This is a genomic window from Dokdonia sp. Hel_I_63, from assembly GCF_007827285.1.
Classification (GTDB): domain Bacteria; phylum Bacteroidota; class Bacteroidia; order Flavobacteriales; family Flavobacteriaceae; genus Dokdonia.
In genome coordinates this window covers 331,569-356,758 of the sequence record NZ_VISD01000001.1, presented here as the reverse complement: position 1 = coordinate 356,758, position 25,190 = coordinate 331,569, and the positions used below count along the sequence as shown (strand labels likewise).

The following is a 25,190-nucleotide window of genomic DNA, read 5'->3' as shown; positions in this document are numbered from 1 at the left end:
GCGTTATCTGGAAAGACATGTTCCTCATTCCTAAACAGCATTACCTGTTCTAGGTTCAATGGGTATAATCTCAGCTTCGTATAAAAGCACCCCTTTGAGATTTTGCAAAGATATACTAGAGTTTTTAATTAAGATATTATAAAGAAAAAATAAATCCGCTTACTGTACTTTTAAACTGACTAGCATTTTCTAGTTCTTATAAAATTATAAAACGATGCATATTTTGATTTACGGAGCCGGTGGCGTGGGAGGATTCTTTGGTGGTAAACTCGCACTTGCTGGAAATAAAGTGACCATGATTGCTAGAGGAGAACACCTTACGGCCATACAAGAAAACGGTATTGAGGTAAAAAGCATAACAGGAGACTTTAAAGCTAGTCCGTATCTGGCAACAGATAATCTTAGCAAGATTGAAACGCCAGACCTAGTCATCTTTGGAGTGAAGTCATATCAAATAGACAGCGCTGTAAAAGGTATATTGCAATATTGTGATGAAAATACTTTGTATCTGCCTTTACAAAATGGAGCAAGTAATGTAGAGGTCCTCAATTCGATGGTGCCTAAGTCACAAGTACTGGCAGGACTTTGCCGTATGATAAGTTTTATTGAAGCGCCAGGAGTGATTTCTAATCCAGATATTGCGCCTGCAATACTCTTTGGAGAACAGGATAATAGTAAGACGGAACGCCTAGAAAAAATACTGTCTGTATTTACAGATGCAGGAATTAATGCGGCTGTTCCAGATAATATTCAAGTAGCCATCTGGCAAAAGTTCCTTTTTATAACAACCATAAGCGCCATAGGCGGACTAACAAGAGTTCCTATAGGAGTGATGAGAGAGCAGCCATATATAAATGAATTGATGCGCAAAACCGCGCAAGAAGTATTTGAGGTGGCAAAAGCAAAAGGAATTATACTCCCAGAGAAAACAATTAAAAATATGTTTGAAGCCATTAGCAAGCAAGCCCATGAGACTACAGCCTCAACACAGCGCGATATTATGGCGGGAAAACCTAGCGAATTAGAAAACTTCAATGGTTATATCGTGAAGGAAGGTAAAAGACTAGGTGTGCCTACACCCGTAAACGAGATGATTTATGAGTTGTTATTGCCGCAAGAACAACAGGCAAGACAATAGTCATTTCGACAGCGAGCAGCGACGAGAAATCACATTACAGTGAGTATACAAAAGTGAGTGTTATAATGATAACCAAAGCATGTCATTGGCTACTATCTAATTCCCCATAATTAATTGTAAATTTGCCCCCTTAAATGAGGAAGAGCACGCTTTCGCGAAAGCGTATAAATAATACATATACCATGAAATACCACTTTAACGAGATAGAAGCCAGATGGCAACAATACTGGGCAGATAAAGGCACTTTTCACGCGTCAAATAACAGTGATAAACCTAAATATTATGTGCTTGATATGTTTCCTTATCCTTCTGGAGCAGGGCTTCACGTGGGTCACCCGCTTGGGTATATTGCAAGTGATGTGTACTCGCGTTACAAGCGTTTAAAGGGGTTTAATGTATTGCATCCACAGGGATATGATTCTTTTGGATTGCCTGCAGAGCAATATGCAATCCAGACGGGGCAGCATCCTGCGGTAACTACAAAGGTGAATATTGAGGGTGGTGTAGATAACCAAGGAAATGTGATTGCTGGTTATAGAAAACAGCTGGATAAAATTGGTTTTTCTTTTGATTGGAGTCGTGAGGTGCGCACCTCAAATCCTGAGTATTATAAATGGACGCAGTGGATTTTTACAGAGCTTTTTAACTCTTGGTACAATAAGGATACAGATAAAGCAGAAGCGATAGAAACGCTGGTTTCCGCTTTCGCGAAAACTGGAAATGCCGAGGTAAACGCTGCTTGTGATGATAATATCACACCATTTACCGCTGAAGAGTGGAATGCATTTACAGAAAAAGAACAACAAGATATATTATTACAATACCGCCTTACCTATCTCGCAGAAACGGAAGTAAACTGGTGTCCAGCACTTGGGACCGTACTTGCAAACGATGAGATTGTAAACGGCGTTTCTGAGCGTGGTGGTCACACTGTGATACGCAAGAAAATGACACAATGGTCTATGCGTATTTCTGCTTATGCAGAACGTTTAATCCAAGGACTTGAAGGAATAGACTGGAGCGAATCAATAAAAGAAACACAGCGCAACTGGATAGGTAAATCTGTAGGAGCGATGGTTTCATTCCCTCTTAAAGATCATGCCGAAAGTGTAGAGGTGTTTACGACACGCCCTGATACGATATTTGGAGTGTCTTTCATGACACTAGCTCCAGAACATGAGTTAGTAGCTCAGATTACAACTCCAGAACAGAAAGAAGCAGTAGAAGCATACATTGAAAAAACGGCAAAGCGTTCTGAACGTGAGCGTATGGCAGATGTAAAAACCATCTCTGGTGTATTTACTGGAGCATATGCAGAGCATCCTTTTACAAAGGAACCTATTCCAGTATGGATAGGAGATTATGTACTTGCTGGTTATGGTACAGGAGCCGTGATGGCAGTTCCTTGTGGTGATCAACGTGATTATGATTTTGCAAAGAAATTTGATATTGCAATTCCTAACGTTTTTGAAGGCGTAGATATCTCAGAAGAAGCTTTTTCAGATAAGGCAACTACGGTTATCACAAACTCAGATTTCTTAAACGGATTAAAATATAAGAAAGCCGTAAAACTTGCGATTTACGAGTTAGAAAAAATAGGCGCAGGAGCTGGTAAAACAAACTATAGATTGCGTGATGCGGTCTTTAGCCGCCAGCGTTATTGGGGAGAACCATTTCCAGTGTATTATGAGAACGGAATCCCAAAGATGATTGACGTTGCTCATTTACCTATTAAACTTCCAGAAGTAGAAAAATACCTACCTACAGAAGAAGGCGAGCCACCATTAGGCCGTGCAGATGTATGGGCATGGGATACTAAGAATAATGAGGTTGTTTCAAATGATCTGATTGATGGGAAAACAGTCTTTGCTTTAGAACTCAATACCATGCCAGGCTGGGCAGGAAGTAGCTGGTATTTCTTTAGATACATGGAGAAAGCACAACGTGATGAAGTCTTTGCTTCAAAGGAAGCAATGGATTACTGGGGTAATGTAGATTTATATATAGGAGGATCTGAGCACGGAACTGGGCACTTATTGTACTCACGTTTCTGGGTGAAGTTCTTAAAAGATAGAGGACACGTAGGCATAGATGAACCTTTCCAAAAGATGATCAATCAAGGGATGATTTTGGGGACTAGTGCTTTTGTGTATAGATGGGAGTATGGATTTACTCCCAAGGGTGCTGAAAAGCGTAAACCAATTTTTGTTTCTAAAAATTTAATTGAAAAATCTATTAAAGAAGGAACATTTCTTAACGATGGAGAAGAATTTCAGGCAATTCGAAATAAGCTCATGAGTAGTCATGAGGGTCTGAGTTCCTCAATAACATCTTGGTCAGCATTTACGCCAATCCACGTAGACGTTTCCTTAGTCAACGCATCTGATGAGCTAGATGTAGAAGCTTTCAAGAACTGGCGTGAAGAATTTAAAAACGCTGAGTTTGTCTTAGAAGAAGGTGTTTATAAAGTAGGCCGCGAGGTTGAAAAAATGTCTAAGTCTAAGTATAACGTCGTAAATCCAGATCAAATCTGTGAGCAATACGGAGCAGACACGCTACGTATGTACGAGATGTTCTTAGGTCCGCTAGAACAAGCAAAACCTTGGAACACGGCAGGAATTACAGGAGTGCATAACTTCTTAAAGAAATTCTGGAAGCTTTACCATAATGGAGCAGACGAAGCTTTTAATGTAACTGATGAGGCGCCAAGTAAAGACAGCCTTAAAACACTTCATAAAACAATTAAAAAGGTAGAAGAGGATATTGAGAACTTTAGTTTCAACACGTCTGTATCTACATTTATGATCGCTGTAAATGAGTTAGGTGCTCAAAAATGTACTTCTCGTGAAGTGCTGGAGTCTCTGGTAATACTTATCGCTCCTTATGCTCCGCATATCGCAGAGGAAATTTGGAACAAGCTAGGCCATTCGGAAAGTATCTCTGAAGCTGCTTTCCCAATATTTGATGCAAGTCATCTTGTAGAAAGTGCAAAGAACTATCCTATCTCCTTTAATGGGAAGATGAAGTTTACGCTAGAATTACCACTAGATCTATCTAAAGATGAGATAGAAAAAGTAGTTATGGCAAATGAGAAAACACAAATGTATCTAGATGGTCGCACACCTAAAAAGGTGATTATTGTGCCTGGTAAGATTGTAAATATAGTAGGGTAATAACCTGATTTTAATATATAAAGCTTGCTTGTGTTCAGATAGCTCACGAGCAGGCTTTTGTTTTGTAATTACATTAATAATACGTTGTCGCTATGGCAGGAATTGATAACATAGAAATTATAGGTCTGGTTGCAGCCACACTTACTACGGCGGCTTTCTTGCCTCAGGTGTATCAAACCTGGAAAACTAAGGATGTCTCTGGTTTGAGTCTCCCTATGTTTACTATGTTTTTTGTAGGGATTGTATTCTGGCTCATTTATGGTGTTCTTAAAGAAAGTCTCGCCATCATATTAGCAAATGCAATTACTGTAGTCTCTTCCTTCTTATTACTCTATTTCAAAATAAAATACGATAAAAAATAGCATTTTCAGATTACTAGAAATTCATAGCTATTTTTAATAATATCATTATGAGAGCCTTTGATTTTTAGCATTTTATAATCTGCATTTTTTTAAGTTACTGTTACCTTGATGCCAAAATTTAAGCAATGGTAATAGGTGTTCCTACAGAGATTAAAAACAATGAAAATAGGGTGGGCATCACACCTGGCGGAGTCTATGAACTCGTAAAGAGAGGTCATAGCGTACATCTTCAAAAAGGAGCTGGTTTTAATAGCGGTTTTATAGATCAACATTATATAGATGCGGGCGCCACAATCCTTGATACGATTGAGGAGGTCTATGCGAGCGCAGAGATGATTGTAAAGGTAAAAGAACCTATTGAGCCAGAATATAAGCTCATTAAGAAAGATCAGATTGTATTTACTTACTTTCACTTTGCCTCTAGTGAGCCGCTCACCAGAGCGATGATTGCGAGTAAATCTATTTGTATAGCCTATGAAACGGTAGAGGAAGAAGACCAATCGCTCCCGTTGCTTACTCCTATGAGCGAAGTAGCCGGTCGTATGTCTATACAGCAAGGAGCGCGATACCTAGAGAAACCTGTAAAAGGACGAGGCGTACTTCTAGGTGGAGTTCCTGGAGTGAGTCCTGGTAAGGTGTTAGTCTTAGGAGCAGGAGTGGTGGGAATTCAAGCAGCAAAAATGGCTGCGGGACTAGGTGCTCATGTAACCATTCTTGATATTAGCATGAAGCGACTACGTCATGTAAATGATATCATGCCGCCACACGTGGTGACAGAGTTTTCAAATGAATTTAATATCCGTAAACACATAAAAACGCACGACCTTATTATAGGAGGTGTTCTTATTCCTGGTGCAAAAGCGCCAAAACTTATTACTCGAGACATGCTCAAGGAGATGCGCCCAGGTACCGTAATTGTAGATGTTGCTGTAGATCAAGGTGGCTGCGTGGAAACCTCAAAACCTACTACGCACGAAGATCCAGTTTTTATTATAGACGATGTGGTGCATTATTGTGTGGCAAATATGCCTGGTGCAGTGCCTTATACTTCCACCGTAGCGCTTACCAATATCACCCTTCCTTATGTATTAAAGATTGCAGATCAAGGCTGGAAAGCTGCATGTCTTAAAGATGCTACTCTTAAAAAAGGAGTGAATATAGTAGGAGGTTATGTTGTGTATCAAGAGATTTCGGAGGTTTTTGATATTCCATATGTTCCGCTAGCAATATAGGTTGTGGGTTACGCTTTCGCGAAAGCGAACTTTTAAAAACAACATATGTATTCCATAATCTTATGTAGTTGTCATTACAACGAGTATTTAGGGCTCTTGATGGTAAAAAGATGAATTGTAATCTTGGCTTAATTTGTGCATAATACTTTTGTAACTTTAGAAACCTAAAACAACTTTAAAATAAACGACTATGTTAGGAGGATATATGGGCTACTATATTATTGTAGGAGCTATCGGGCTTGTGAGTATGCTAGTAAGCAACAAGCTCAAAAGTAAATTTAAACATTATTCAGAAGTGCAATTGCGCAACGGGATGTCTGGAGCAGAGATTGCCGAAAAAATGCTAGCCGATAATGGAATTACAGATGTAAAAGTAATTTCTGTAGCTGGCCAACTTACAGATCATTATAACCCTAGAGATAAGACGGTAAATCTTAGTGATGTAGTTTATGGACAACGTAATGCTTCGGCAGCAGCGGTTGCTGCACATGAAGTAGGTCATGCTGTACAGCACGCTACAGCTTACAGTTGGTTGCAAATGCGATCTAAGCTTGTACCTATTGTAAACATTGCGTCAAAAATGAGTATGTGGGTTATAATGGGTGGTGTCGCTTTAATGGCTTCTACCGCAATAGGTGGTACTGTGGCAATTATAGGTCTTGCACTATACGCAATGGGAACTATATTTAGTCTCATCACTCTGCCAGTAGAGTATGACGCAAGTAACCGTGCATTAGCATGGCTTAAGGCAGAAAATATGGTAACACCACAAGAGTATGATGGAGCAGAAGATGCATTAAAGTGGGCTGCAAGAACATATCTTGTTGCCGCTATAGGGTCACTAGCAACCTTGTTATACTTTGCTCTGCAAGTTTTTGGTAACAGGCGATAGGATGTGTTATACTGTCAAATAACTCATGATAAACTGTCACAATGACGCTATAATCAAAGCTGATATAAGCGTTGTAAGGTTTGGATTAATTATTGACTAAGTTTGCATAGTACAATTAAATAGAATTACAATTAAAATATATAGTTATGGCATTAGAAATCACAGATGCGACATTTGAAGAGCAAGTATTAAACAGCGATAAGCCTGTATTAGTAGACTTTTGGGCTGCTTGGTGTGGACCTTGCCGTATGGTAGGACCAGTTATCGAGGAGATCGCAGGAGAATACGAAGGTAAAGCCGTAATAGGTAAAGTAGACGTAGATGCAAACCAAGAATTTGCAGCAAAATACGGAGTACGTAACATCCCTACAGTTCTTATGTTTAAGAACGGTGAGGTAGTAGGACGTCAAGTAGGCGTTGCTCCTAAGGCAACTTACACAGAAGCTATCGACGGACTTTTATAAGCCCAAGCTTTTTATAAGATTATAAGAAAGGTTTGGCACTGTGCCAAGCCTTTTTGTATTTTTAGAGCGCTGTTACTAGAGTACGCTTTCGCAAAAGCAAAACGATACACCACGTAGCAGTTTTGATTACTAAAAGAAAATAATGATGAGGTTTCTGTCTAGGCAGGAACGATAAATAGCCGTAATCGCGGCACCTGTTTATGGAAAAGAAAATGAAAGTACAAGACGCAATTGACAGTCAGTTGCTTGATGATAGAAAGATATTCCTCTGGGGAATGGTAGATGATAAAAGTGCAAAGCACGTAATAGATCGTTTGTTGTATCTAGATGCACAAGGTCATGGTGAGATCCAACTGTTTATTAATAGCCCGGGTGGTTATGTAACATCTGGTTTTGCAATGTATGACACTATTAAAATGATTAAAAGTCCAGTTTCTACTATCTGTACAGGTCTAGCGGCAAGTATGGGTTCACTGCTTTTATCTGTAGGAGAGAAAGGGCGTCGTTTTATACAGCCACACGCACGTGTAATGATACACCAGCCATCTGGTGGAGCACGAGGTCAAGCTTCTGATATTGAGATTACAGCACAAGAAATTGTAAAAACAAAAGAATTGAGCGCGCAAATCCTTGCTGATAACTGTGGTCAAACTTTTGAAAAAATAATGAAAGACTTCCAGCGTGATCACTGGATGGGTGCAGAGGAGTCTGTAGCTTACGGGATTGCAGATGGTGTTTATGAAGGATAATTACCTTTATAATTTTATGAGTAACACAAAGTGCGGAATTTATTCCGCACTTTGTGTTTAATGTATCAAAACATATATCTTACCTCCTTAAATCGTACTCATAATGGATATCAAATCAGAACTTAACAAAACTTCGGGCTTCGGTAACTTAGAGTTGCTGGCGCGTCAGGTAGTAGAAGGTTTTATTTCTGGGATGCATAAAAGTCCGTTTCATGGATTTTCGGCAGAGTTTGCAGAGCATAAAATCTATAACCCTGGAGAGAGTACAAAGCATATAGACTGGAAACTTTATGCCAAGACAGATAGACTGTATACAAAGCGCTATGAGGAAGAAACTAATCTACGCTGCCATCTTATATTAGATAATAGTAGTTCTATGCATTATCCCGCTGTAAAGGAGCACAGCGTTTCAAATCTTAATAAGATAAGCTTCTCTGCACTTGCGAGTGCCGCTATTATGAATCTCATGAAAAAGCAGCGTGATGCTGCGGGAATGAGTATTTACAGTGACCATTATGAATTCTATACAGGAGAGAAGGGAAGTGATAGGCACCACCACATGTTATTAGATCAATTAAATGGTGTGCTAGATCCCGCTCTTGCAAAAGCAGAAAAGAAAACAGCTACATACAAATACCTACACCTTATTGCAGAAAAGCTTAAACGTAGATCGCTGGTGTTTTTATTTTCAGACATGTTACAAGATGATGTAGAACAAGAACAATTATTTGAAGCGTTACAGCATCTCAAATACAATAAACACGAGGTGATTCTTTTTCATACGTATAGCCAAGAGAAAGAATATGACTTTAAATTTGATAATAGCCCGCGTAAATTTGTTGATGTAGAGAGTGGATCATCAATAAATTTATATGCAGATAATATTAGAGATATTTATACCAGCGCGGTAGAGACATACTTTAAAAACCTGCAACTACGTTGTGCTCAGTATCGTATTAAGTATATTCCAGCAGTAATTGAAAAAGGTTTTGCACCTATACTCACCACGTTTTTAGTGGAGCGTCAAAAATTTATTTAAAAATTTTAATTTTTTGTTTGTGTAATCAAAAAACGAGTGTATATTTGCACCCGCAACGAAGCAAAAGCAATGTTGCTTCTCTAATTAAAAAATTAGAGATTGAAAAAGTGAAAAATTTAAGACATACTCAAAGTCTCAAAAAGTGGAGTAACGGTCTGGTAGTTCAGCTGGTTAGAATATCTGCCTGTCACGCAGGGGGTCGCGGGTTCGAGTCCCGTCCAGACCGCAACAAAAAGCTCACAGTCCGTGGGCTTTTTTTGGTTTATAGAAGTAATTGATTACTTTTAACGATGTTGTGTTGGCCACATCACATGTGGTAGGATTTGTAGTTGAATCCGATGAAGAGCTTTTCCTGTAGGAAAGGCTTTTTTTGTTTTAGAGCAATCTTAGATGCTTAGACTAGAAATAAAACTCTCTTTATAGTTTCCCGATTTTCACAACAACTCTTGATAAACTTTTTAAGTATTTGGGTGAGTATTGTGTTAGCAATTGCAAGAGCTCTTGGTCATCTTTTTTAATATTTCTAGTAAGTATGCTTTCGGCAGGAACGATAATGCAGTAAAACGCTTTTATTGGCTTAAGAGGTGTCGCGGGCTATGTCGCAAGCTAATTCTCGTAAGGAATTAATATAGTGAGCATCTATTGATACTTGTCATTTAACGAAATTAAAATAGGGCACAAAAAAAAGCCATACGGACTGTATGGCTTTTACTTACTAGCTCCTCAACTAAGACTCGAACTTAGGACCCTCTGATTAACAGTCAGATGCTCTAACCAACTGAGCTATTGAGGAGTGTTACTTTTTGTAAGCGGATGCAAATATAAAACTTTTTTACACTCGTCCAAAAAAATCAAGCATTTTTTTGACTTTTTTTTGACTTTTTTTTCATCATGCCCACTTCAGGGTAATGCGTTTCTTGAGCTTAAATAATCATCACGATTCTTATGTGTTCAGAATCAGTTATTTTCAAATAAAAGAGCAATTAAAAAAAGAAAACCCTAAGAAAATTATTTCTCAGGGTTTTTTCAACATTTTTTTGAAATTGTACTCAAATGTAGTTTGCACTAATCCAAAAAAGTGGGGGAACATTGTTTTTAGTAGGATCAATTCTTTGTTATATAACCGTCCAATTATAAAAACTCCTACCCTCTGTTTGAAAAAAAGAAAAATTACACAAGAATTCAATTATTGATCATTGATTATCTTTGAGATAATCGCCTCTTAAATATAAAACCTATGAAGAACCATCAGATATTATTTCTAATTGTAATTAGTTTAATGATTGCTTGCGCGAAAACAGGAGCACTTAATGCGCAATCTTCTACACAACAATTATCAAAAGAGGAGCTACAAATTGTAAATCTTGTAGAAACACACACAGAGGAAAGTATTGAGTTTCTTAAAAACGTGGTAAACATTAATAGTGGTACACTCAATATTAAAGGGGTGAAAGAAGTGGGCGATGTTTTCTCTGCGTCTTTTACAGATATAGGTTTTACTACAAATTGGATTAATATGCCTGCCGAGGTGAATAGAGCAGGGCATCTATTTGCTACTACAGAAGGGAAAAGAGGGAAGCGATTACTACTTATAGGTCATCTAGATACCGTTTTTGAGGATGATAGCGAGTTTCAACAATTTGAAATGGTCAATGACTCTATAGCTAAAGGTCCTGGGGCAAATGACATGAAAGGCGGTAATGTAGTGGTGCTATATGCACTTAAAGCACTTAGAGAAGCAGGATTACTTGATGATGCGCAAATCACCGTAGCCTTTACAGGAGATGAAGAAAGCACCGGAAAGCCACTTACAATAAGCAGGAAAGATTTGATAGATGCTGCAAAGAATTCAGATATTGCTTTAGGTTTTGAAACTTCGACAGGATTTGATAATGCTACTGTAGCAAGACGAGGATCTTCTAACTGGAAAGTTACAGTTACTGGAAAGAGAGCACACTCTAGCGGAATTTTTCGCGAAAGCGTAGGAGCAGGAGCAAATTTTGAACTTGCACGTATTCTCAACGGTTTCTATAATGAAGTAAGAGGACCAGAATTACTATCTTTTAATCCAGGCATGATGCTGGGAGGTACTACAATGGAGCTCAACCCAGAAGAAAGTAAAGGAAGTATTTTTGGAAAAGGTAATGTAGTTGCACAAACAGCATATGTGCAAGGAGGACTCCGCTTCATCTCCGAAGAACAGAAGGAGGAAGCACGTACAAAAATGCGTGAGATTGTAGCAAATAATCTGCCTCACACAAGTGCCGTAGTTGAGTTTGAAGATAGTTATCCAGCAATGCAGCCTACTCCTCAAAATTATGAGGTACTAGAAATTTTGAGCCAAGTGAGTCAAGATATGGGAGGTCCTGCTGTTGCGGCCTATGATCCAGGAAAGCGCGGTGCCGCAGATACTTCGTTTGTAGCAGCCCATGTTGCTTGTCTAGATGGGTTGGGGACTATGGGAACGGGAGCGCATACTCCTAGTGAAACCGTAAATATTAAAACTATAGAAATGCTCACAAAACGTACGGCAATTCTTATTTACAGATTGATTAATATGGAAAGATAATGAGGTACGCTTTCGCGAAAGCGCACTAATCACTCCAAAACTTAAAAAGCCACATTGCTCTATGTTTATGAGTAATGTGGCTTTTTTTAGTCTGTTATAGCAGTACTAAGAAGCGAGCAAGTGCTCATAAAACTTTTTGAGCTTAGCTACTTTAGGGTCTATGACAACACGGCAATATCCTTGCTGCCTGTTTTCATTATAGTAATCTTGGTGCTCCTGCGTAGCATCGTAAAATGTAGGTAGCTCTGAAACCTCAGTAACTATAGGATCCTCATAATACTCTTGTACTACTTGAATCACTTGTTCTGCTTGCGCTTTCTGCTCATCATTGTGATAAAAAATCACAGATCGATATTGCGTCCCACGATCTGCTCCTTGTCTATTGAGGGTCGTAGGGTCGTGAGTAGTGAGAAATACGGTAAGTATCTCTGCATACGTAATTATTGCAGGGTCAAAATCAAATTGTATCACTTCTGCATGTCCCGTAAGGCCAGAGCAAATCTCTCTATATGTAGGGTGTCCAGGGACTTGCCCTCCAGCATATCCAGAAACCACGTTAGAAACACCTTTTAAGCGTTGTATAACGGCTTCTACACACCAGAAACATCCTCCACCTATGGTTGCTTGTTGTAAATTATTTTTCATTTTCTTCTTCTTCCTCTTTTGGAGTGTCTAGTCGGTTCCAGATTTTATCGGCCTTTAATTCGAAGGTTCCGGCAAAATCCCAATTACATTCATCAGGTGAAATTAAAGACAAAAAAGGCTCTCCATTTTTATAACGATATAGATGATAAACTGCACCTACGATGGGTTCAAAAGAGAATTTTGCAGCATAAATAAGATTATTATATTCAAACTTTTTCATCATCACTTCATACTGCGCCTTTAACTCCTCATATTCAGTCTTAAATTGATGGTTAACCTTACTGATATTTGAGTTTTTCCATGTAGTTACATCATCAGTAACAATAGCTGGCGCTCCTAAGTTTGTAGCATAAGGCGTAAGGGCAGCATCATACTTGCCCTTCTCCTCATTATAAACAACCTGATCTGGTTTTTTCTTTGTCATAGTGTGATCTCTTACCTAAAAGTAAATAGTCTAATATTACCTCCTTTTTGAAATTTTATTATGCGTAATTTGTTTTTGACGACTGCATTTAAAGCGTGCATCATCCATGCCATAAGCACGTTTTGCTGCATGCTTAGTCTTACGTCCTTGCACTCGCTTACGCCACATACGGAAACTGCTTTCCTTCATCTCACGACGCATTAATTCAATTACAAGTTGTTCCTTGATCCCAAACTGCATTTCTATTGCGTCAAAGGTAGTTCTATCTTCCCAAGCCATTTCTATAATACGGTCTAGTTCGCGTTCTGTGAATTCTGGTATTTCTTGCTTTTTCATAGTCTTTTAATCAAAATTATTTCTGTTTGCGAGCGTGTGTCGTCTTAAGATACGATACGCATCTCTCTTTACCATATTATCATCCTTAAGCTTCCACAATACGTCACCCGCATGTTTTGCTGTCTTTTTTATATCAATTATAGGCGCAGGATAATCTTCACCTATCACTGTATTGCAAAATTGTTGTTCAAGAGCACTCATCGTCCACGGTTCATGGATGTATGCAACAGGTACGTTTACCAATTCTGGAATCCATTTCTTTATAAACTCACCATCTTCATCGTGCTCGTAACTATTTTTAACCGGGTTGTATATGCGCAGCATATTTATTCCTGTCTCACCCGCTTGCATTTGTATTTGAGGGTAGTGAATACCTGGTTCAAAATCAAGAAATTGCTGGGCTAGATGATAAGTGGCATCTTGCCAAGGTTGCCATAAGTTATGTGTAAAAAAAGATAACGTCATGGCACGCATTCTAAAATTGAGATAACCGGTCTCACACAGACATCGCATGCAAGCATCTACTAGTGGATATCCCGTTTTGCCTTCTTTCCAAGCTTTTTGATACTTAACATTCACATTTTTTGAGAGCTTGTGATATCCTTTATTTACACTCACAAATTCCATTGAGTCCTCCATTTCAAACTTCTGAATGAAATGTGCTTGCCATCGCAATCGTGAAGTAAACCCATCGATGGCACGTTTATTTTTAGAGCTTTCGCGAAAATGTTTTGCTTCCTGATACACTTGGCGTATGCTCACATTTCCCCAAGCGATGTAAGGTGATAATCTAGAGCAGCTCTTTCTAGCTAAGCTAGGTTTTGAAATATGTTTTGCATAATTGAGATATCGATTGTCATGCAAAAAGGACGTCAGGTAGCGCATCGCCATCGTCGTCCCTCCCTTTTGAAAAGGACTAGATGCAGATGTTTGTAAAGAGACTTTTTTAAAATTATCTTCTAGAGCATTAATATCTTCTATTGATAGTAATTGATTCTTTTTGGGCTGAAAAGGAATCTGTGGTTGTTTCATAAACCACTCCCAGTCTTCGCTCCATCCTACACGATTTCTCAGTTTACGTTGCACTCCGTTGTTTGCAAATTCTACCCAGCCAAATTTATTTTCTGGTGAGGCTATTTTTAGATTATTTGCATATGCTTCTAATGCTAAATCTCTATCATAGGTAACACGTAGTCCAGTTTCTTGATGGGAGAAAACGGTATGAATTTTATAATGTTTTATAAGTTCTTTAAAAGCAGAGACCACCTCATCGTGAATAATCAAAATCTTAGTATTAAATGCTTTTAATTCTTTCTGAAGATTAAGTAATGACTCTTTAATAAAGTTAAAATGACGGTCACTATAATGAGGATCTACTTCTAGTGAAGGTTCTAAAATATAAAGTAAAAGCAGCGGCTGACCCTCTTGCAAAGCATTGTACAAGGGTAGGTGGTCATGCAAGCGCAAGTCCCTCTTAAACCATACTATGTTTACCTCTTTTTTAATAATTTGCGGGGTTTTTAATGATGTCTTCTGCACGTTCTTGATGTGCTTGTAATGTCTTCTTATCCATTTTATTTAAAAGACTAAGCATCATGCTCATGCGATTGTTTCCTTTAAAATATTCTTGTTTTTCATTCAAGAAATTCCAATACAAGGAATTAAAAGGACATGCATCTTCGCCTGTTTTTTTACTCACTTTATAATGACATCCCTTGCAGTAATTAGACATCTTGTTGATGTAACTTCCGCTAGAAATATAGGGTTTTGTTGCAATTTTACCACCATCTGCCCATTGGGACATTCCGCGAGTGTTTGTGATTTCAACCCATTCTATAGCGTCAATATAAATCCCGAGATACCACTCATCTACTTGTGCTGGATCACACATAGTAAGAAGTGCGTAGTTGCCAGTAATCATTAATCGCTGTATGTGGTGTGCATAAGCATTATCTAGGCTATTATTGATACTGCACTTAAGACAGTTCATTTTAGTTTTTCCAGTCCAGTAAAACTCAGGTAAAGGATTTTTGTTCTCAAGATGATTGGTCGTTGCAAATGTTGGCATTTCTTTCCAATACATCCCTCGCATGTACTCTCTCCATCCTAGAATCTGCCTTACAAAACCTTCTATCTGACTTATATTTATTTCTTCTTTATGTGCTCTCCAATAGTTTATAACGGTTTCAATAACTTCTTGAGGATCTAGAATCTTACTATTCATTGCAAAGCTTAATCTGCTATGATATAAGTAGGCTTGATCTGGATCCATGGCATCTTGATAATCGCCAAAATGAACTAATAAGTGCTCACAGAAATAGTCAAGCACTTCAAGTGATTCTTTACGATTGGTAGGCCATGCAAAATTCTTCTCATCTATGCGTCCTATGGTTTTAACTCCAGCTTTTTCAATGAGCTTTACAATAGATGAGACATTTGTATCAAAAGTCTTTTCAATAGGGATTAAAGTATCTCCTTTCCACTTATTGCGGTTACTGTGGTCAAAATTCCATTTACCACCTTCAGGATCTTTATCGTTTATCATCATGACGTCATATTTCTTGCGCATCATGCGGTAAAAATATTCCATAGTAAAGAGCTTTTTACCCTCAAAAAAAGAAGACAAGTCGGTACGAGAAGTCATAAAATGCTCTGTATCGTATGACTTTACTTCGATTGTTACGCTTTCGCGAAAGCGTGATAACATTTCATCCAGCCGATATTCATCTGGAAGTTGGTATTCAAATAGTGATATGTCGTTTTCTTTAATAAGTTGCTCAATGTTCTTAATGAGACTTTGGGTGTTTTCAGGCGCATCTAGGGTGTAATAAATCACTTTGTGTCCTTGAGATGTAAGCCAGTCAGAAAATTCGCGCATTGCTTTAAAAAAGGCGACAACTTTCTGAATATGATGGGTAGCATAATCTGTTTCTTGGCGCATTTCTGCCATGAAATAAATGACATAGTCAGATTGCTCTTGATACCAGGAGTGCTTGTGGTTGAGCTGATCGCCCAGAATAAGTCGTAAAGTGCTCATTTAAAATAATTCATTTTGAGTCCACAGTCTTACAAACTTGCCATTACCGTCATACATTTCCTGCTGCCTTTTGATATTGAATTTTCTGTCTCTAGGATCGTTTCCTACACCTGCGTTGTACATCCAGTTTGCCCAGTTGCTATGCACGTCATAATCTATGAGGACACTTTCAAAGTAAGCAGCGCCTACGCGCCAGTCTTGCTGTTGTTCTTTGGCCCAAAAGCTCGCAACATTCTGACGACCGCGGTTAGACATCCATCCTGTTTCTTTGAGTTCTATCATATTGGCATTTACAAAGTCATACGTTGTATTACCATGAATCCACTCGCGCTGGGCTTTATCATTACGTTTCCAGTCGTAGTTTTTATGCAGAATTCCGCCTATTTTAAACAGGTCGTTACCATGTTTGAGAGAGACATACTTGAAATAATCTCTCCATATCAATTCAAAAATGAGCCAATACGTATCTTGATTTGAAATAATTTCCTTTTCAAACTTTTTTACCTCCCAATAAATTTGGCGTGCAGATATAGATCCATTTGCCAGCCATGCAGATAACTTTGAGCTATAATCTTCTCCTACGAGTCCGTTGCGTGTTTTCTTATAGTACTGGAGTTTTTTTGTATTCCAGAAGTAATTATTGAGTCGGTTCCAAGCCTCGTCTTCTCCGCCGTTCCAAGGGAATGCAGAGCGATGGTCTTTAGTAAAAGTGTCTAAGCCTAGCTCTTGCAGGTTAGGTATGCTGCTTTCTTTATCGAGTAGATTTTTTGAAGGAAGCGTTTTGATTTTTTCTTGTAAACGTTGGACAGTGCTTTCTTTCTCGCACTTTTTACGGAATTGAGTGAATACTTGAGGAATGTCTCCGAAAGAATTGAAAGGATTATCTTCGGGATGAAAGAGAAACTGATCATAATGAGTGTAATGTTTTGCGTTATTAATTTTTTCTTCTACAGCAATGGTAACTTCATTTTCTTCACGCGTCCACTCTTTTTGAGAGTAGATTTCTGAGACGTCGTGTTGGTCTATGAGATCTGGAATAGTTACTTCTGGATGCTCGTGAGTTACAATCAAAGTGATGTTAAGATCGTTGAGATTCTTTTTGAGATTCTGGACAGTCTCAATTAAGAATTGAGCGCGATATTTCTCCGTCTTTTTAAAACCAAAATCACCTATCTGAAATTGTCTAGGGTCAAAACTATACAACCCAATTACACGCTTGCCTGAAGCAATTGCATGAGTCAAGGAGCTATTATCTTGTGTTCGTAAATTATTTCTAAACCATACCAGTGCGGTATCCATATTTCTATTTTGAAATAAAGATACTTATTGTTTATCTTTTAATAAATAAGATTAAACAAAATTTAACCTATGATTTTGTTATTTTACTTGGTGAGCTGGTTTAAGAAGATCATTAACCGTTTTTACAGGATTGAAAGTAACTAGTGGAACTTCTATAAATATAGTGTTCCAGTGAGCCATTGCACCATTCCAAAGTCCTGGGTGTTCTAGTGCTTTAATTTTCTTTCCTTGGTAGCTTTTAGATGCAATAAATCCTGCTTTATAATCTACATAATTGAGAAGATCATACTTCTTTCCTTTGTAATTTTTTACACCGCAAATGATATCTACTGGATTAAAGTGTGTAGCATTTTTAAGAATTTCTTGCTGCTCCTTGTTATCAGGATTTATCTGCACACTTTCTATAATCTGCAAACTCTCAGTACCATCTTCATGAATCACCCAGAAAGGGCCGCCTCCTTGTTCTCCTTCATTTTTTACCATACCACACACGCGTATAGGGCGATCTAGTAATTTTCTCAAAAGATCTGTTTGTGCGGCGTTTTCAAGTTTTTTAAAGGTTGCAGGAAGCCTTAAGAATAGATCATCTTCTAAGAAAGTAGCGATCTCCATACGCTCGCTGTCTAAAAGTTCGCTTTGATTGTCAATTTTCTTTAGATATTCAAAAGACCTTGCTTGAAGTGAAAGTAACTTTCCAGCAAGCATCTTTTTATAATAAGCAACTTGAGTCTTGTACTTATTTACAACGACGTTATCAATATTCTTAATGAATATAATATCTGCATCTTGCTCATTTAAGTTGTTTATTAAAGCTCCATGTCCTCCAGGTCTAAAAACGATTTTTCCATCCTCATCTCTTAAAAGAGTATTTGACTTTGTAATGGCTACTGTATCTGTAGCTGAGTCTTGGTAAGAATAAGATATGTCAAAGGTCATGCCTGTTTTGCGTTCTATATAGTCTTTACGTTTATCAAAACGTTTTGAAAATCTCTTTTGATGTTCTTTTGAAATTGTAAAGTGAAGTCGTGCAACGGTATCTTTTGTTGCATACAAAGCACCTTCAAAAAGATGCTCTTCAAAGGCAGTAGCTATATGTTTTTTATATTCATGAAAAGGAAATAATCCTTTAGGTTTTTTGCCAAAATTAAGTTCCTTTTCTTCAAGCATTATTTTTACAAAGCGTAATCTATTTTCATTAATGTCTGCTCCATCTTTGCCATACTTGTCTTTTATTCGTGCGCGTATTCTTTTGTAAAAAGGAAAACTTTCTAGACCCACAAAAAATAGTCTAAGCTCTGGAACCCCTTTCTTGTTTATATATGCATTAATACTTCCGTCTTGAGGATTATAGTCTTCAACAAATTCAAATAGAAACTTGAACATTCTAGTAGCTGCACCAGATGCTGGAGTAAATTTTAATGGAGTTATCGCACTTTTACTATCCTCGTAATGTTGTACTAGTTGTTTTTCTTTTTCTGTATTGAGCACAATAAGACCATTACCTTTTGTAGCGGCACTGCGCAAGTTTGCAAATGGAATTCCTTCCTGAAGTATCTGAAATTGCTGTTCAACTTGCTCTTTGGTTACACCTAAATTTGTGATGTGCTCTATGTCTTGATCTGTGATATTCAAACTAAAAGTGTATTTATAGATTCGGTAGCAGTTACCATTCTTTCAGGCACGGTGCCTTTTACAAGAATAAATGGTTTTTTATATTTCTCTAAGGTATGTTTAAAATAATTAAACATTTCCTCTCTTCTTTCTGGGCGATCTCGTAAATCATCTTGCTCCCAAGGAGTGTCTATGTACGTTAAAAGGTACAAATCATATTTATTTTCTAATGCCATTTTTTCCAATAATTCTGGACACCAGCCATCATAGTAAGCCTCGCTATATATTTTTGTGGTCAGTAAATCAGTATCACAAATAACTAGATTTGTAGCATTAGCTACGGCAGCATTCTCTAATTTCATTTGGCCTTTGGCAATAGGTAGCAGATCCATTGGTCTGCATATCTTTTGCTTTGTGTCCCATAAATCTTGAAGATATTGTCTTGCATATTCTAGAACTAAGGGTGCGTTGTAATGCTGCGCTAGCTTTCGCGAAAGCGTACTTTTCCCACTACTTTCTGGTCCAATAAGGCAAACTCTTATGCAATTACTGGTGACTTGTCTAAGCTCTTCTTCCATGCTAAATATCCAAAAATGGCAATAATAGTGAGTGCAAAATATAAAATACTACTGAAAGTGAGTCCTTTGTAAAAATAAAGAGGTACAGTGATAATGTCACCTATGATCCAGTATATCCAGTTCTCAATCTTACGTCTAGCCATAAGCCACATTCCCACAAAGAAGATGCCTGTGGTAATCATATCTACATAAGATGTCCAGTGTTCAATTTTATCAAAAATGATATATACGACATACACAAAAATCGCAGATGTAATAAAAATCACTACAGAGAGGAGGTGTTCCTTTTTAGTAGCACTCGTAATAGGAGTAACCGCGACACCGTCTACTTTTTGTGTCCAGATGTACCATCCATAAACACTCATGATAAAGTAATATCCATTAATCATCATGTCTCCCAGTAGTCCCCATTTGAGAAGTAGATACACAAAGATTGCTGTACAAATCATTCCGGTAGGAAAAACGAGAACGTTATTTTGTTTTGAGTAGACTACAGATGCGATTGTAAATATCGCTGCTATAAGTTCTAAGACAATATCTAAGGTGTCGTATGTGGCGTACTGGCCAAAAAGGAAATCAAAAATCTGCGACATAATCAGAGCGATCTGTTTTTACAATTTTTATATAAAATAGACCGATGCCTATTTCCTCAAAGCTGCGCTTCATTTCTTTAGTAAGTGTAGTCATCACCTTGTCATAGTCCCCATATACTTGAGTGGCAAGAGGATTTTCTATAATGGTAAGGCCAGAGTCGCGTAGTCGCTTTATAAAATTAATGATATACATTTCGTAATCATTTTGTAGCGGACTAAAAGTAAGATCTACAGAGATTTGCATAGTTATTATTCTTGATAAACGTGCAGTAATGCACCCATTCCATAATTTACATTTCCAGTTTTTACAAGCGCCGAATGCTCATTGTAAGTACGGTCAAATACTTGCCATTTTTTATCATTAAAGAATACTCTTCTTACATACGTTTTTTGTGATGGCAATTCATTTGTAAACGGTAATAAAGGTCTAAAAGTAACAGATACTTTTTGAATTCCTCTAGGAGTTTCAATTTCATTATATTTTTTAGTCTGTATGAGCTTTCCTTGCTTATCTGCATATCCTAGTACTTGTAGGGAGGCAAAAATTCCATCTTTAGGAATAAAAATTTGATATTTATCTATATCGAGCTCGTACATCTCATCATCTTGCTCACTTACGCGAAAAACAATATCTCTATGTATTACCGGTGTTCCAGGCAGTCCATTTTCGTTCTTATAAAACTGAATACGGAACAAGGTAGAGAATTTCATATTGCCCTTCTTGCGAAATTCCTTTTCTGAGTTAATAGGAATCCACAGTTGTGCAATTTTTGACGACTTACTATCTTCACGTTCAAAAAATACAGCAACCTCACTTTCTACAGTAGGCAGCCAGCAGTTGTAATAATTAGTGTGTGTAGTCTCCTTGTATTTTTTCTTCTTGTATTTACCTTTCTTTTCTGCAGTAACGATAACTTCAGAAAGTAAGCTAGCCTCTGGGGCTAGATATATTTTGTTTGGTAAACTGGCGGCAGCAAAGGCTTGTTCCTTAAAACCTATTGCCGAGATGTATAAACTGTCTATATCCTTATATTTTGAGCTAATAAAAGTAAACTCACCAACATCGCCTGCAAACGTTCCTCTTCCATCACCAAAAGAAATAGTAGCAAAGGATACGGGTGTTTTTGAAACCGCATCAACTACATAGGTCGTTTGACCTAGTAGTTGTGTTGTGATGAGAATCGTTATTAGATAAATGATGTATTTCATAAGGATGATTTAATATTCAATTAGCAGTCATTCCATGAGTTCTCTTCAAAAGCTGTGCCTATAACGACCATTGTTGCCCCAGCCTCATGTGCTAGCTCCATTTGAGTAGAATTTCTAATACCTCCGCCCACGATTACTGGAATGGTGAGTGTATCACAAACGGCTTTGATTATTGAAGGTTGTACTGCGGTTTTTGCGCCACTTCCTGCTTCTAGATAAATACATTTTTTGCCTAAATATTGTCCTGCAAGTGCTGTGTCTACTATGCGCTCTTTATCACCTTGTGACATTGGGCTGGTCTGGCTCACTCGTTGCACGGCAGTTATGGATCCGCCGTCTATGAGTAAGTATCCTGTGGGGATTACTTCAAGCTCACTTTGTTGTACTGCTCTCGCAGCTTTCGTTTGCTGGCCTATTAAAAATTCGGCATTATCACCAGATAGTAGTGATAAGAATAATATTGCGTCTGCATCTGGAGTAACCTGATTGTAATTTCCAGGAAACAGAATAATGGGTAATGCTGTTTCGGCTTTTAGAAGTTGGACCACAGTTGCTGTTTTACGTGCTGGATCTGTACTTCCGCCTATAAAAATGTGAGTTGTGGCGGTGGGTATTTTTTTCAAGTACGCTTTCGCGAAAGCGGAATCCATTTCAAACTTATCTGGATCTATGAGAATTGCGAGTAGCTTACCGCCTTCTTCTTTTTTATGTATGATTTGGGAATATATAGTCACCACACGAAGGTAGGAATTGCAGTACAAAGAATGCTATTCATTATTAATAACCGTAAACGGAGGTAAAACCTTCAATCCCGATAGCTATCGGGACCAAAATCAAAACCCATATACACAGGTAAATCCCTCGAACTCCATAAAGGTGAGATCATAGGTGGAGACTGCGCCTTCATAATTTAGCGTGGCTGTAGTCTTGCCATCGTCAAAATCAAAATCTGTAACGTCTATATGCTTTAAAAAACTCAGTCCTTCTTGTGAATATAGTTTGTAAAGTGATTCCTTTGCTCCCCATACAATGGTGAGTTTGCGCATGCGAGCATCTGCATTAGTAAGTGTGTAATATTCTTCTATAGGTGTAAATTTATGAGCAATGCGCAAGATTTTGTCACGTTGCTTTTCTATATCGATACCTACGGGTTGATCACTTACAATAATGGCAGTGAAGGTGTAGCTATGTGTGATAGAAATGTGCTTGCCATCATGCAGATGAGGTTTTCCATTCTTATCGTAATATAAATCAAAGTCCGTGTATCCAGCTTCGGCTAGGAGGTGGCGTATACTCATGAAGCCTCTTTGGTGAAGCTCAGACTTCATTCCTTGTAGTCTATTCTGGCAATGATCTGTAAGTTTTATATTTCGCGAAAGCGTAGTAATATCTTCTTCAATCTTCCAAATATAGACTGTTGTACTCGAGCTAACTGTTATCGTTTTGTAAAGAGGCATCGATTAAAAGGTTTTCTGTAAGGTATTGCGTAAATTTGCCACTGCTAAGAAATAAGCTAAATATACAAATTATGAGCACAAAGACAGTACCGTACGTACCGTACAAAGTAAAAGATATTTCCCTAGCGGGCTGGGGACGCAAAGAGATCGAACTTGCAGAGGCAGAGATGCCTGGGCTTATGTCTCTACGTGAAGAGTATGGAGATGAGCAGCCGCTTAAAGGTGCTCGTATTGCAGGATGTCTGCATATGACAATACAGACAGCTGTTTTAATTGAAACATTAAAAGCACTAGGAGCAGAGGTAACTTGGTCTTCTTGTAACATATTTTCTACTCAAGATCAAGCTGCTGCTGCCATTGCAGATGCTGGAATACCAGTATATGCTTGGAAAGGGATGAATGAAGAAGAATTTGATTGGTGTATCGAGCAAACACTTTTCTTTGGAGAAGATCGTAAGCCATTAAACATGATCCTTGATGATGGAGGTGATCTTACTAACATGGTATTAGATCGTTACCCAGAACTTGCAAAAGATATCAAAGGTCTTTCTGAAGAAACTACGACTGGTGTACACCGTCTTTACGAGCGTGTAAAGAACGGAACATTACCTATGCCAGCAATAAACGTAAATGACTCTGTAACTAAGTCTAAGTTTGACAACAAGTACGGATGTCGTGAGAGTGCGGTAGATGCTATACGTCGTGCTACAGATACTATGCTTGCTGGAAAGCGTGTAGTAGTATGTGGATACGGAGATGTAGGTAAAGGAACCGCAGCTTCTTTTAAAGGTGCTGGATCTATTGTTACAGTAACTGAAATTGATCCTATCTGTGCGCTTCAAGCAGCAATGGATGGTTTTGAAGTAAAGAAACTCAACTCTGTAGTAGGTAACGCAGATATTGTGATTACTACAACTGGAAACAAAGACATCATACGCCCAGAGCACTTTGAGGCGATGAAGGATAAGGTGATTGTATGTAACATAGGTCACTTTGATAATGAGATCGACATGGGCTGGTTAAACAGTACACACGGAGCAACTAAGGATGAAATCAAGCCACAAGTAGATAAGTATACTATAGACGGTAAAGATATTATCGTTCTTGCAGAAGGTCGTCTTGTAAACTTAGGTTGTGCAACAGGTCACCCTAGTTTCGTAATGAGTAACTCATTTACAAACCAGACACTAGCACAAATCGAACTTTGGAAAAACAGTGCAAACTATAACAACGAAGTATACATGCTTCCTAAGCACCTTGATGAGAAAGTAGCAGCATTGCACTTATCACGTCTAGGTGTAGAGCTAGAAACTCTTTCTACAGAGCAAGCAGATTACATCGGTGTTACAGTAGAAGGGCCATTTAAGCCTGAGTACTACAGATACTAGGCGAGAGTCGCACAGACATAAAACTATTTTCGCTTTCGCGAAAATATTAAATAGAAAAACCCACGTCTATAGCGTGGGTTTTTTTGTGCTTTATTCGGAAGAAATCTAACTTCTTTTACTGCTTCACTAAGGTAAGCTCTGCCTTTTCACCCGTTTTAAGACTCGTTCTTGTAATGATTAAACTCATGCCGTCTTGTATCTCTACTTTAACCGTATTAGGCGGAGAGGTTCCTTCTGTAAGGGCTTCTACGCGCACTACGGTTGTTTTCTTGGTAATAGTGATTGGTATTTGCTTTTTAGCTTTTTCTATTGAGTAATCTTCTAGTATAAGTACATCATCCACATAAAGGTTTATGCGGTCATAATCTACCTTCCCAGAGTCATAAATAGAAATCACAACATCTTTAGTTTTAGTAAAAACGTTGAGGTTTTCATTCTTTCTTACGATACTCATGGTAAGCGTATCTACAGAGCGCTTTGCCGAAATTCTATCTTTTAATTCTTGACTTACCTTTTTAGATTTTTGAATCTTCTTGTCTAGCTTGGCAATTCTAGCTTGCGCCTCTTCTGTGGCAGACATGATAAGCATTCCATCTAGGCATGAGCTCTTATCTGGGTAGAGGCCTTTAAAGTCACCGCTAAAAGCTTTATTGTTTTCAAGGTTTCTCATTTTACCTTCAAAGTTTATGAGGCACATGTCTACCTCACCTAGTGGAGATTTTGTGTACACAATATCATATTCGGCAAAGGAGAATATTTTGTTCTCACTATCATAAATTCCTTTGATATTAGACTTAGTTTCATGTTTCCCTCCTAAATCTGCCATGGAGTATCCTTGTACTCTACCATCCACTTCTTCAAAGGCTAGTTTATAGGATATAAAAGCAGAATCATTAAGCTTTATAACTCCCATATATTCATAAGCAGTAAGTTGGCCGTAAGCGGTAGCTCCGAGCAGGAAATATGTAAAAAAGAGAATTCTTCGTAAGTACATA

24 protein-coding genes, 2 tRNA genes and 1 riboswitch are annotated in these 25,190 nt (G+C 38.1%); of the genes, 11 read left to right on the top strand and 15 right to left on the bottom strand.

Annotation, left to right across the window (positions count from 1 at the left end):
- Positions 1 to 11: 11 nt before the first annotated feature.
- Positions 12 to 104: riboswitch (TPP riboswitch) on the bottom strand.
- A gap of 110 nt (positions 105 to 214) precedes the next feature.
- The 9 genes from JM84_RS01505 to JM84_RS01465 all read left to right on the top strand — a co-directional run bounded on the left by JM84_RS01505 (position 215) and on the right by JM84_RS01465 (position 9,275).
- The gene (locus tag JM84_RS01505; RefSeq protein ID WP_144782412.1) at positions 215 to 1,138 is read left to right on the top strand and encodes a ketopantoate reductase family protein; all 924 of its coding nucleotides are present in this window, start codon (positions 215 to 217) and stop codon (positions 1,136 to 1,138) included.
- Positions 1,139 to 1,320: 182 nt separating this feature from the next.
- Positions 1,321 to 4,311, top strand: coding sequence for a leucine--tRNA ligase (locus JM84_RS01500; RefSeq protein ID WP_013750840.1), 2,991 nt, complete (start codon positions 1,321 to 1,323; stop codon positions 4,309 to 4,311).
- Positions 4,312 to 4,403: 92 nt separating this feature from the next.
- Positions 4,404 to 4,673 (top strand): SemiSWEET family sugar transporter, encoded by a 270-nt coding sequence (locus JM84_RS01495; protein ID WP_013750841.1) that lies wholly within the window; start codon positions 4,404 to 4,406, stop codon positions 4,671 to 4,673.
- Positions 4,674 to 4,798: 125 nt separating this feature from the next.
- Complete coding sequence (gene ald / locus JM84_RS01490; protein WP_013750842.1) at positions 4,799 to 5,905, top strand: alanine dehydrogenase; 1,107 nt, start codon at positions 4,799 to 4,801, stop codon at positions 5,903 to 5,905.
- Positions 5,906 to 6,095: 190 nt separating this feature from the next.
- The gene (locus tag JM84_RS01485) at positions 6,096 to 6,797 is read left to right on the top strand and encodes a zinc metallopeptidase (protein WP_013750843.1); all 702 of its coding nucleotides are present in this window, start codon (positions 6,096 to 6,098) and stop codon (positions 6,795 to 6,797) included.
- A 146-nt stretch (positions 6,798 to 6,943) separates the two neighbouring features.
- Positions 6,944 to 7,261 carry a thioredoxin gene (gene trxA, locus JM84_RS01480; protein WP_013750844.1) on the top strand — a complete coding sequence of 106 codons (318 nt, stop codon included), beginning with the start codon at positions 6,944 to 6,946 and terminating at the stop codon, positions 7,259 to 7,261.
- Positions 7,262 to 7,461: 200 nt separating this feature from the next.
- The gene (locus JM84_RS01475; protein WP_035338043.1) at positions 7,462 to 8,010 is read left to right on the top strand and encodes a ClpP family protease; all 549 of its coding nucleotides are present in this window, start codon (positions 7,462 to 7,464) and stop codon (positions 8,008 to 8,010) included.
- 103 nt (positions 8,011 to 8,113) lie between these two features.
- On the top strand, positions 8,114 to 9,049 hold the full coding sequence (locus tag JM84_RS01470) for a DUF58 domain-containing protein (protein WP_013750846.1): 936 nt from the start codon (positions 8,114 to 8,116) through the stop codon (positions 9,047 to 9,049).
- A gap of 152 nt (positions 9,050 to 9,201) precedes the next feature.
- Positions 9,202 to 9,275 (top strand) — tRNA-Asp (locus tag JM84_RS01465).
- 493 nt (positions 9,276 to 9,768) lie between these two features.
- Here JM84_RS01465 and JM84_RS01460 read toward each other — a convergent pair.
- Positions 9,769 to 9,842, bottom strand: a tRNA-Asn gene (locus JM84_RS01460).
- Between the two features lie 444 nt (positions 9,843 to 10,286).
- Here JM84_RS01460 and JM84_RS01455 point away from each other — a divergent pair.
- On the top strand, positions 10,287 to 11,618 hold the full coding sequence (locus tag JM84_RS01455; protein WP_013750847.1) for a M20/M25/M40 family metallo-hydrolase: 1,332 nt from the start codon (positions 10,287 to 10,289) through the stop codon (positions 11,616 to 11,618).
- A 105-nt stretch (positions 11,619 to 11,723) separates the two neighbouring features.
- Here the strand turns inward: JM84_RS01455 and msrA are convergent, their stop codons facing one another.
- The 13 genes from msrA to JM84_RS01390 all read right to left on the bottom strand — a co-directional run bounded on the left by msrA (position 11,724) and on the right by JM84_RS01390 (position 22,807).
- On the bottom strand, positions 11,724 to 12,263 hold the full coding sequence (msrA, locus tag JM84_RS01450) for a peptide-methionine (S)-S-oxide reductase MsrA (protein WP_013750848.1): 540 nt from the start codon (positions 12,261 to 12,263) through the stop codon (positions 11,724 to 11,726).
- Complete coding sequence (locus JM84_RS01445; protein WP_013750849.1) at positions 12,253 to 12,687, bottom strand: DUF2452 domain-containing protein; 435 nt, start codon at positions 12,685 to 12,687, stop codon at positions 12,253 to 12,255. The genes msrA and JM84_RS01445 overlap by 11 nt, the downstream gene beginning before the upstream one ends.
- 36 nt (positions 12,688 to 12,723) lie before the next feature.
- A complete protein-coding gene (locus JM84_RS01440; RefSeq protein ID WP_013750850.1) occupies positions 12,724 to 13,023 on the bottom strand; it encodes a TIGR03643 family protein in 300 nt (99 codons plus the stop codon).
- A gap of 6 nt (positions 13,024 to 13,029) precedes the next feature.
- Positions 13,030 to 14,562 (bottom strand): cryptochrome/deoxyribodipyrimidine photo-lyase family protein, encoded by a 1,533-nt coding sequence (locus tag JM84_RS01435; RefSeq protein WP_013750851.1) that lies wholly within the window; start codon positions 14,560 to 14,562, stop codon positions 13,030 to 13,032.
- The gene (locus JM84_RS01430; RefSeq protein WP_013750852.1) at positions 14,525 to 16,060 is read right to left on the bottom strand and encodes a cryptochrome/photolyase family protein; all 1,536 of its coding nucleotides are present in this window, start codon (positions 16,058 to 16,060) and stop codon (positions 14,525 to 14,527) included. The genes JM84_RS01435 and JM84_RS01430 overlap by 38 nt, the downstream gene beginning before the upstream one ends.
- On the bottom strand, positions 16,061 to 17,359 hold the full coding sequence (locus JM84_RS01425) for a DASH family cryptochrome (protein WP_013750853.1): 1,299 nt from the start codon (positions 17,357 to 17,359) through the stop codon (positions 16,061 to 16,063).
- Positions 17,360 to 17,437: 78 nt separating this feature from the next.
- Positions 17,438 to 18,991, bottom strand: coding sequence for a DUF4301 family protein (locus tag JM84_RS01420; RefSeq protein WP_144782410.1), 1,554 nt, complete (start codon positions 18,989 to 18,991; stop codon positions 17,438 to 17,440).
- On the bottom strand, positions 18,988 to 19,548 hold the full coding sequence (locus JM84_RS01415; protein ID WP_144782408.1) for an AAA family ATPase: 561 nt from the start codon (positions 19,546 to 19,548) through the stop codon (positions 18,988 to 18,990). Before JM84_RS01415 ends, JM84_RS01420 begins: the two co-directional genes overlap by 4 nt.
- Positions 19,509 to 20,141 carry a nicotinamide riboside transporter PnuC gene (gene pnuC / locus JM84_RS01410; protein WP_144782406.1) on the bottom strand — a complete coding sequence of 211 codons (633 nt, stop codon included), beginning with the start codon at positions 20,139 to 20,141 and terminating at the stop codon, positions 19,509 to 19,511. The genes JM84_RS01415 and pnuC overlap by 40 nt, the downstream gene beginning before the upstream one ends.
- Entirely contained in the window at positions 20,125 to 20,385 is a 261-nt protein-coding gene (locus tag JM84_RS01405; protein ID WP_013750857.1) for a hypothetical protein, read from the bottom strand. The genes pnuC and JM84_RS01405 overlap by 17 nt, the downstream gene beginning before the upstream one ends.
- A gap of 5 nt (positions 20,386 to 20,390) precedes the next feature.
- Complete coding sequence (locus JM84_RS01400) at positions 20,391 to 21,350, bottom strand: carboxypeptidase-like regulatory domain-containing protein (RefSeq protein WP_144782404.1); 960 nt, start codon at positions 21,348 to 21,350, stop codon at positions 20,391 to 20,393.
- Between the two features lie 20 nt (positions 21,351 to 21,370).
- On the bottom strand, positions 21,371 to 22,084 hold the full coding sequence (locus tag JM84_RS01395) for a geranylgeranylglyceryl/heptaprenylglyceryl phosphate synthase (protein ID WP_144782402.1): 714 nt from the start codon (positions 22,082 to 22,084) through the stop codon (positions 21,371 to 21,373).
- 99 nt (positions 22,085 to 22,183) lie between these two features.
- The gene (locus JM84_RS01390) at positions 22,184 to 22,807 is read right to left on the bottom strand and encodes a 4'-phosphopantetheinyl transferase family protein (RefSeq protein WP_144782400.1); all 624 of its coding nucleotides are present in this window, start codon (positions 22,805 to 22,807) and stop codon (positions 22,184 to 22,186) included.
- A 71-nt stretch (positions 22,808 to 22,878) separates the two neighbouring features.
- Between JM84_RS01390 and ahcY the strand changes: the two genes are divergently transcribed.
- Positions 22,879 to 24,195 (top strand): adenosylhomocysteinase, encoded by a 1,317-nt coding sequence (gene ahcY, locus JM84_RS01385; protein ID WP_013750861.1) that lies wholly within the window; start codon positions 22,879 to 22,881, stop codon positions 24,193 to 24,195.
- A 115-nt stretch (positions 24,196 to 24,310) separates the two neighbouring features.
- Here the strand turns inward: ahcY and JM84_RS01380 are convergent, their stop codons facing one another.
- Complete coding sequence (locus JM84_RS01380) at positions 24,311 to 25,189, bottom strand: hypothetical protein (protein WP_144782398.1); 879 nt, start codon at positions 25,187 to 25,189, stop codon at positions 24,311 to 24,313.
- Position 25,190: the final 1 nt, after the last annotated feature.

Excerpts from the sequence above, each read along its gene's own strand:
- JM84_RS01505 (WP_144782412.1), top strand. The coding sequence starts at position 215 with ATGCATATTTTGATTTACGGAGCCGGTGGCGTGGGAGGATTCTTTGGT.
- JM84_RS01500 (WP_013750840.1), top strand. The coding sequence starts at position 1,321 with ATGAAATACCACTTTAACGAGATAGAAGCCAGATGGCAACAATACTGG.
- JM84_RS01495 (WP_013750841.1), top strand. The coding sequence starts at position 4,404 with ATGGCAGGAATTGATAACATAGAAATTATAGGTCTGGTTGCAGCCACA.
- ald (WP_013750842.1), top strand. The coding sequence starts at position 4,799 with ATGGTAATAGGTGTTCCTACAGAGATTAAAAACAATGAAAATAGGGTG.
- JM84_RS01485 (WP_013750843.1), top strand. The coding sequence starts at position 6,096 with ATGTTAGGAGGATATATGGGCTACTATATTATTGTAGGAGCTATCGGG.
- trxA (WP_013750844.1), top strand. The coding sequence starts at position 6,944 with ATGGCATTAGAAATCACAGATGCGACATTTGAAGAGCAAGTATTAAAC.
- JM84_RS01475 (WP_035338043.1), top strand. The coding sequence starts at position 7,462 with ATGGAAAAGAAAATGAAAGTACAAGACGCAATTGACAGTCAGTTGCTT.
- JM84_RS01470 (WP_013750846.1), top strand. The coding sequence starts at position 8,114 with ATGGATATCAAATCAGAACTTAACAAAACTTCGGGCTTCGGTAACTTA.
- JM84_RS01455 (WP_013750847.1), top strand. The coding sequence starts at position 10,287 with ATGAAGAACCATCAGATATTATTTCTAATTGTAATTAGTTTAATGATT.
- msrA (WP_013750848.1), bottom strand. The coding sequence starts at position 12,263 with ATGAAAAATAATTTACAACAAGCAACCATAGGTGGAGGATGTTTCTGG.
- JM84_RS01445 (WP_013750849.1), bottom strand. The coding sequence starts at position 12,687 with ATGACAAAGAAAAAACCAGATCAGGTTGTTTATAATGAGGAGAAGGGC.
- JM84_RS01440 (WP_013750850.1), bottom strand. The coding sequence starts at position 13,023 with ATGAAAAAGCAAGAAATACCAGAATTCACAGAACGCGAACTAGACCGT.
- JM84_RS01430 (WP_013750852.1), bottom strand. The coding sequence starts at position 16,060 with ATGAGCACTTTACGACTTATTCTGGGCGATCAGCTCAACCACAAGCAC.
- JM84_RS01425 (WP_013750853.1), bottom strand. The coding sequence starts at position 17,359 with ATGGATACCGCACTGGTATGGTTTAGAAATAATTTACGAACACAAGAT.
- JM84_RS01415 (WP_144782408.1), bottom strand. The coding sequence starts at position 19,548 with ATGGAAGAAGAGCTTAGACAAGTCACCAGTAATTGCATAAGAGTTTGC.
- pnuC (WP_144782406.1), bottom strand. The coding sequence starts at position 20,141 with ATGTCGCAGATTTTTGATTTCCTTTTTGGCCAGTACGCCACATACGAC.
- JM84_RS01405 (WP_013750857.1), bottom strand. The coding sequence starts at position 20,385 with ATGCAAATCTCTGTAGATCTTACTTTTAGTCCGCTACAAAATGATTAC.
- JM84_RS01400 (WP_144782404.1), bottom strand. The coding sequence starts at position 21,350 with ATGAAATACATCATTTATCTAATAACGATTCTCATCACAACACAACTA.
- JM84_RS01390 (WP_144782400.1), bottom strand. The coding sequence starts at position 22,807 with ATGCCTCTTTACAAAACGATAACAGTTAGCTCGAGTACAACAGTCTAT.
- ahcY (WP_013750861.1), top strand. The coding sequence starts at position 22,879 with ATGAGCACAAAGACAGTACCGTACGTACCGTACAAAGTAAAAGATATT.
- JM84_RS01380 (WP_144782398.1), bottom strand. The coding sequence starts at position 25,189 with ATGTACTTACGAAGAATTCTCTTTTTTACATATTTCCTGCTCGGAGCT.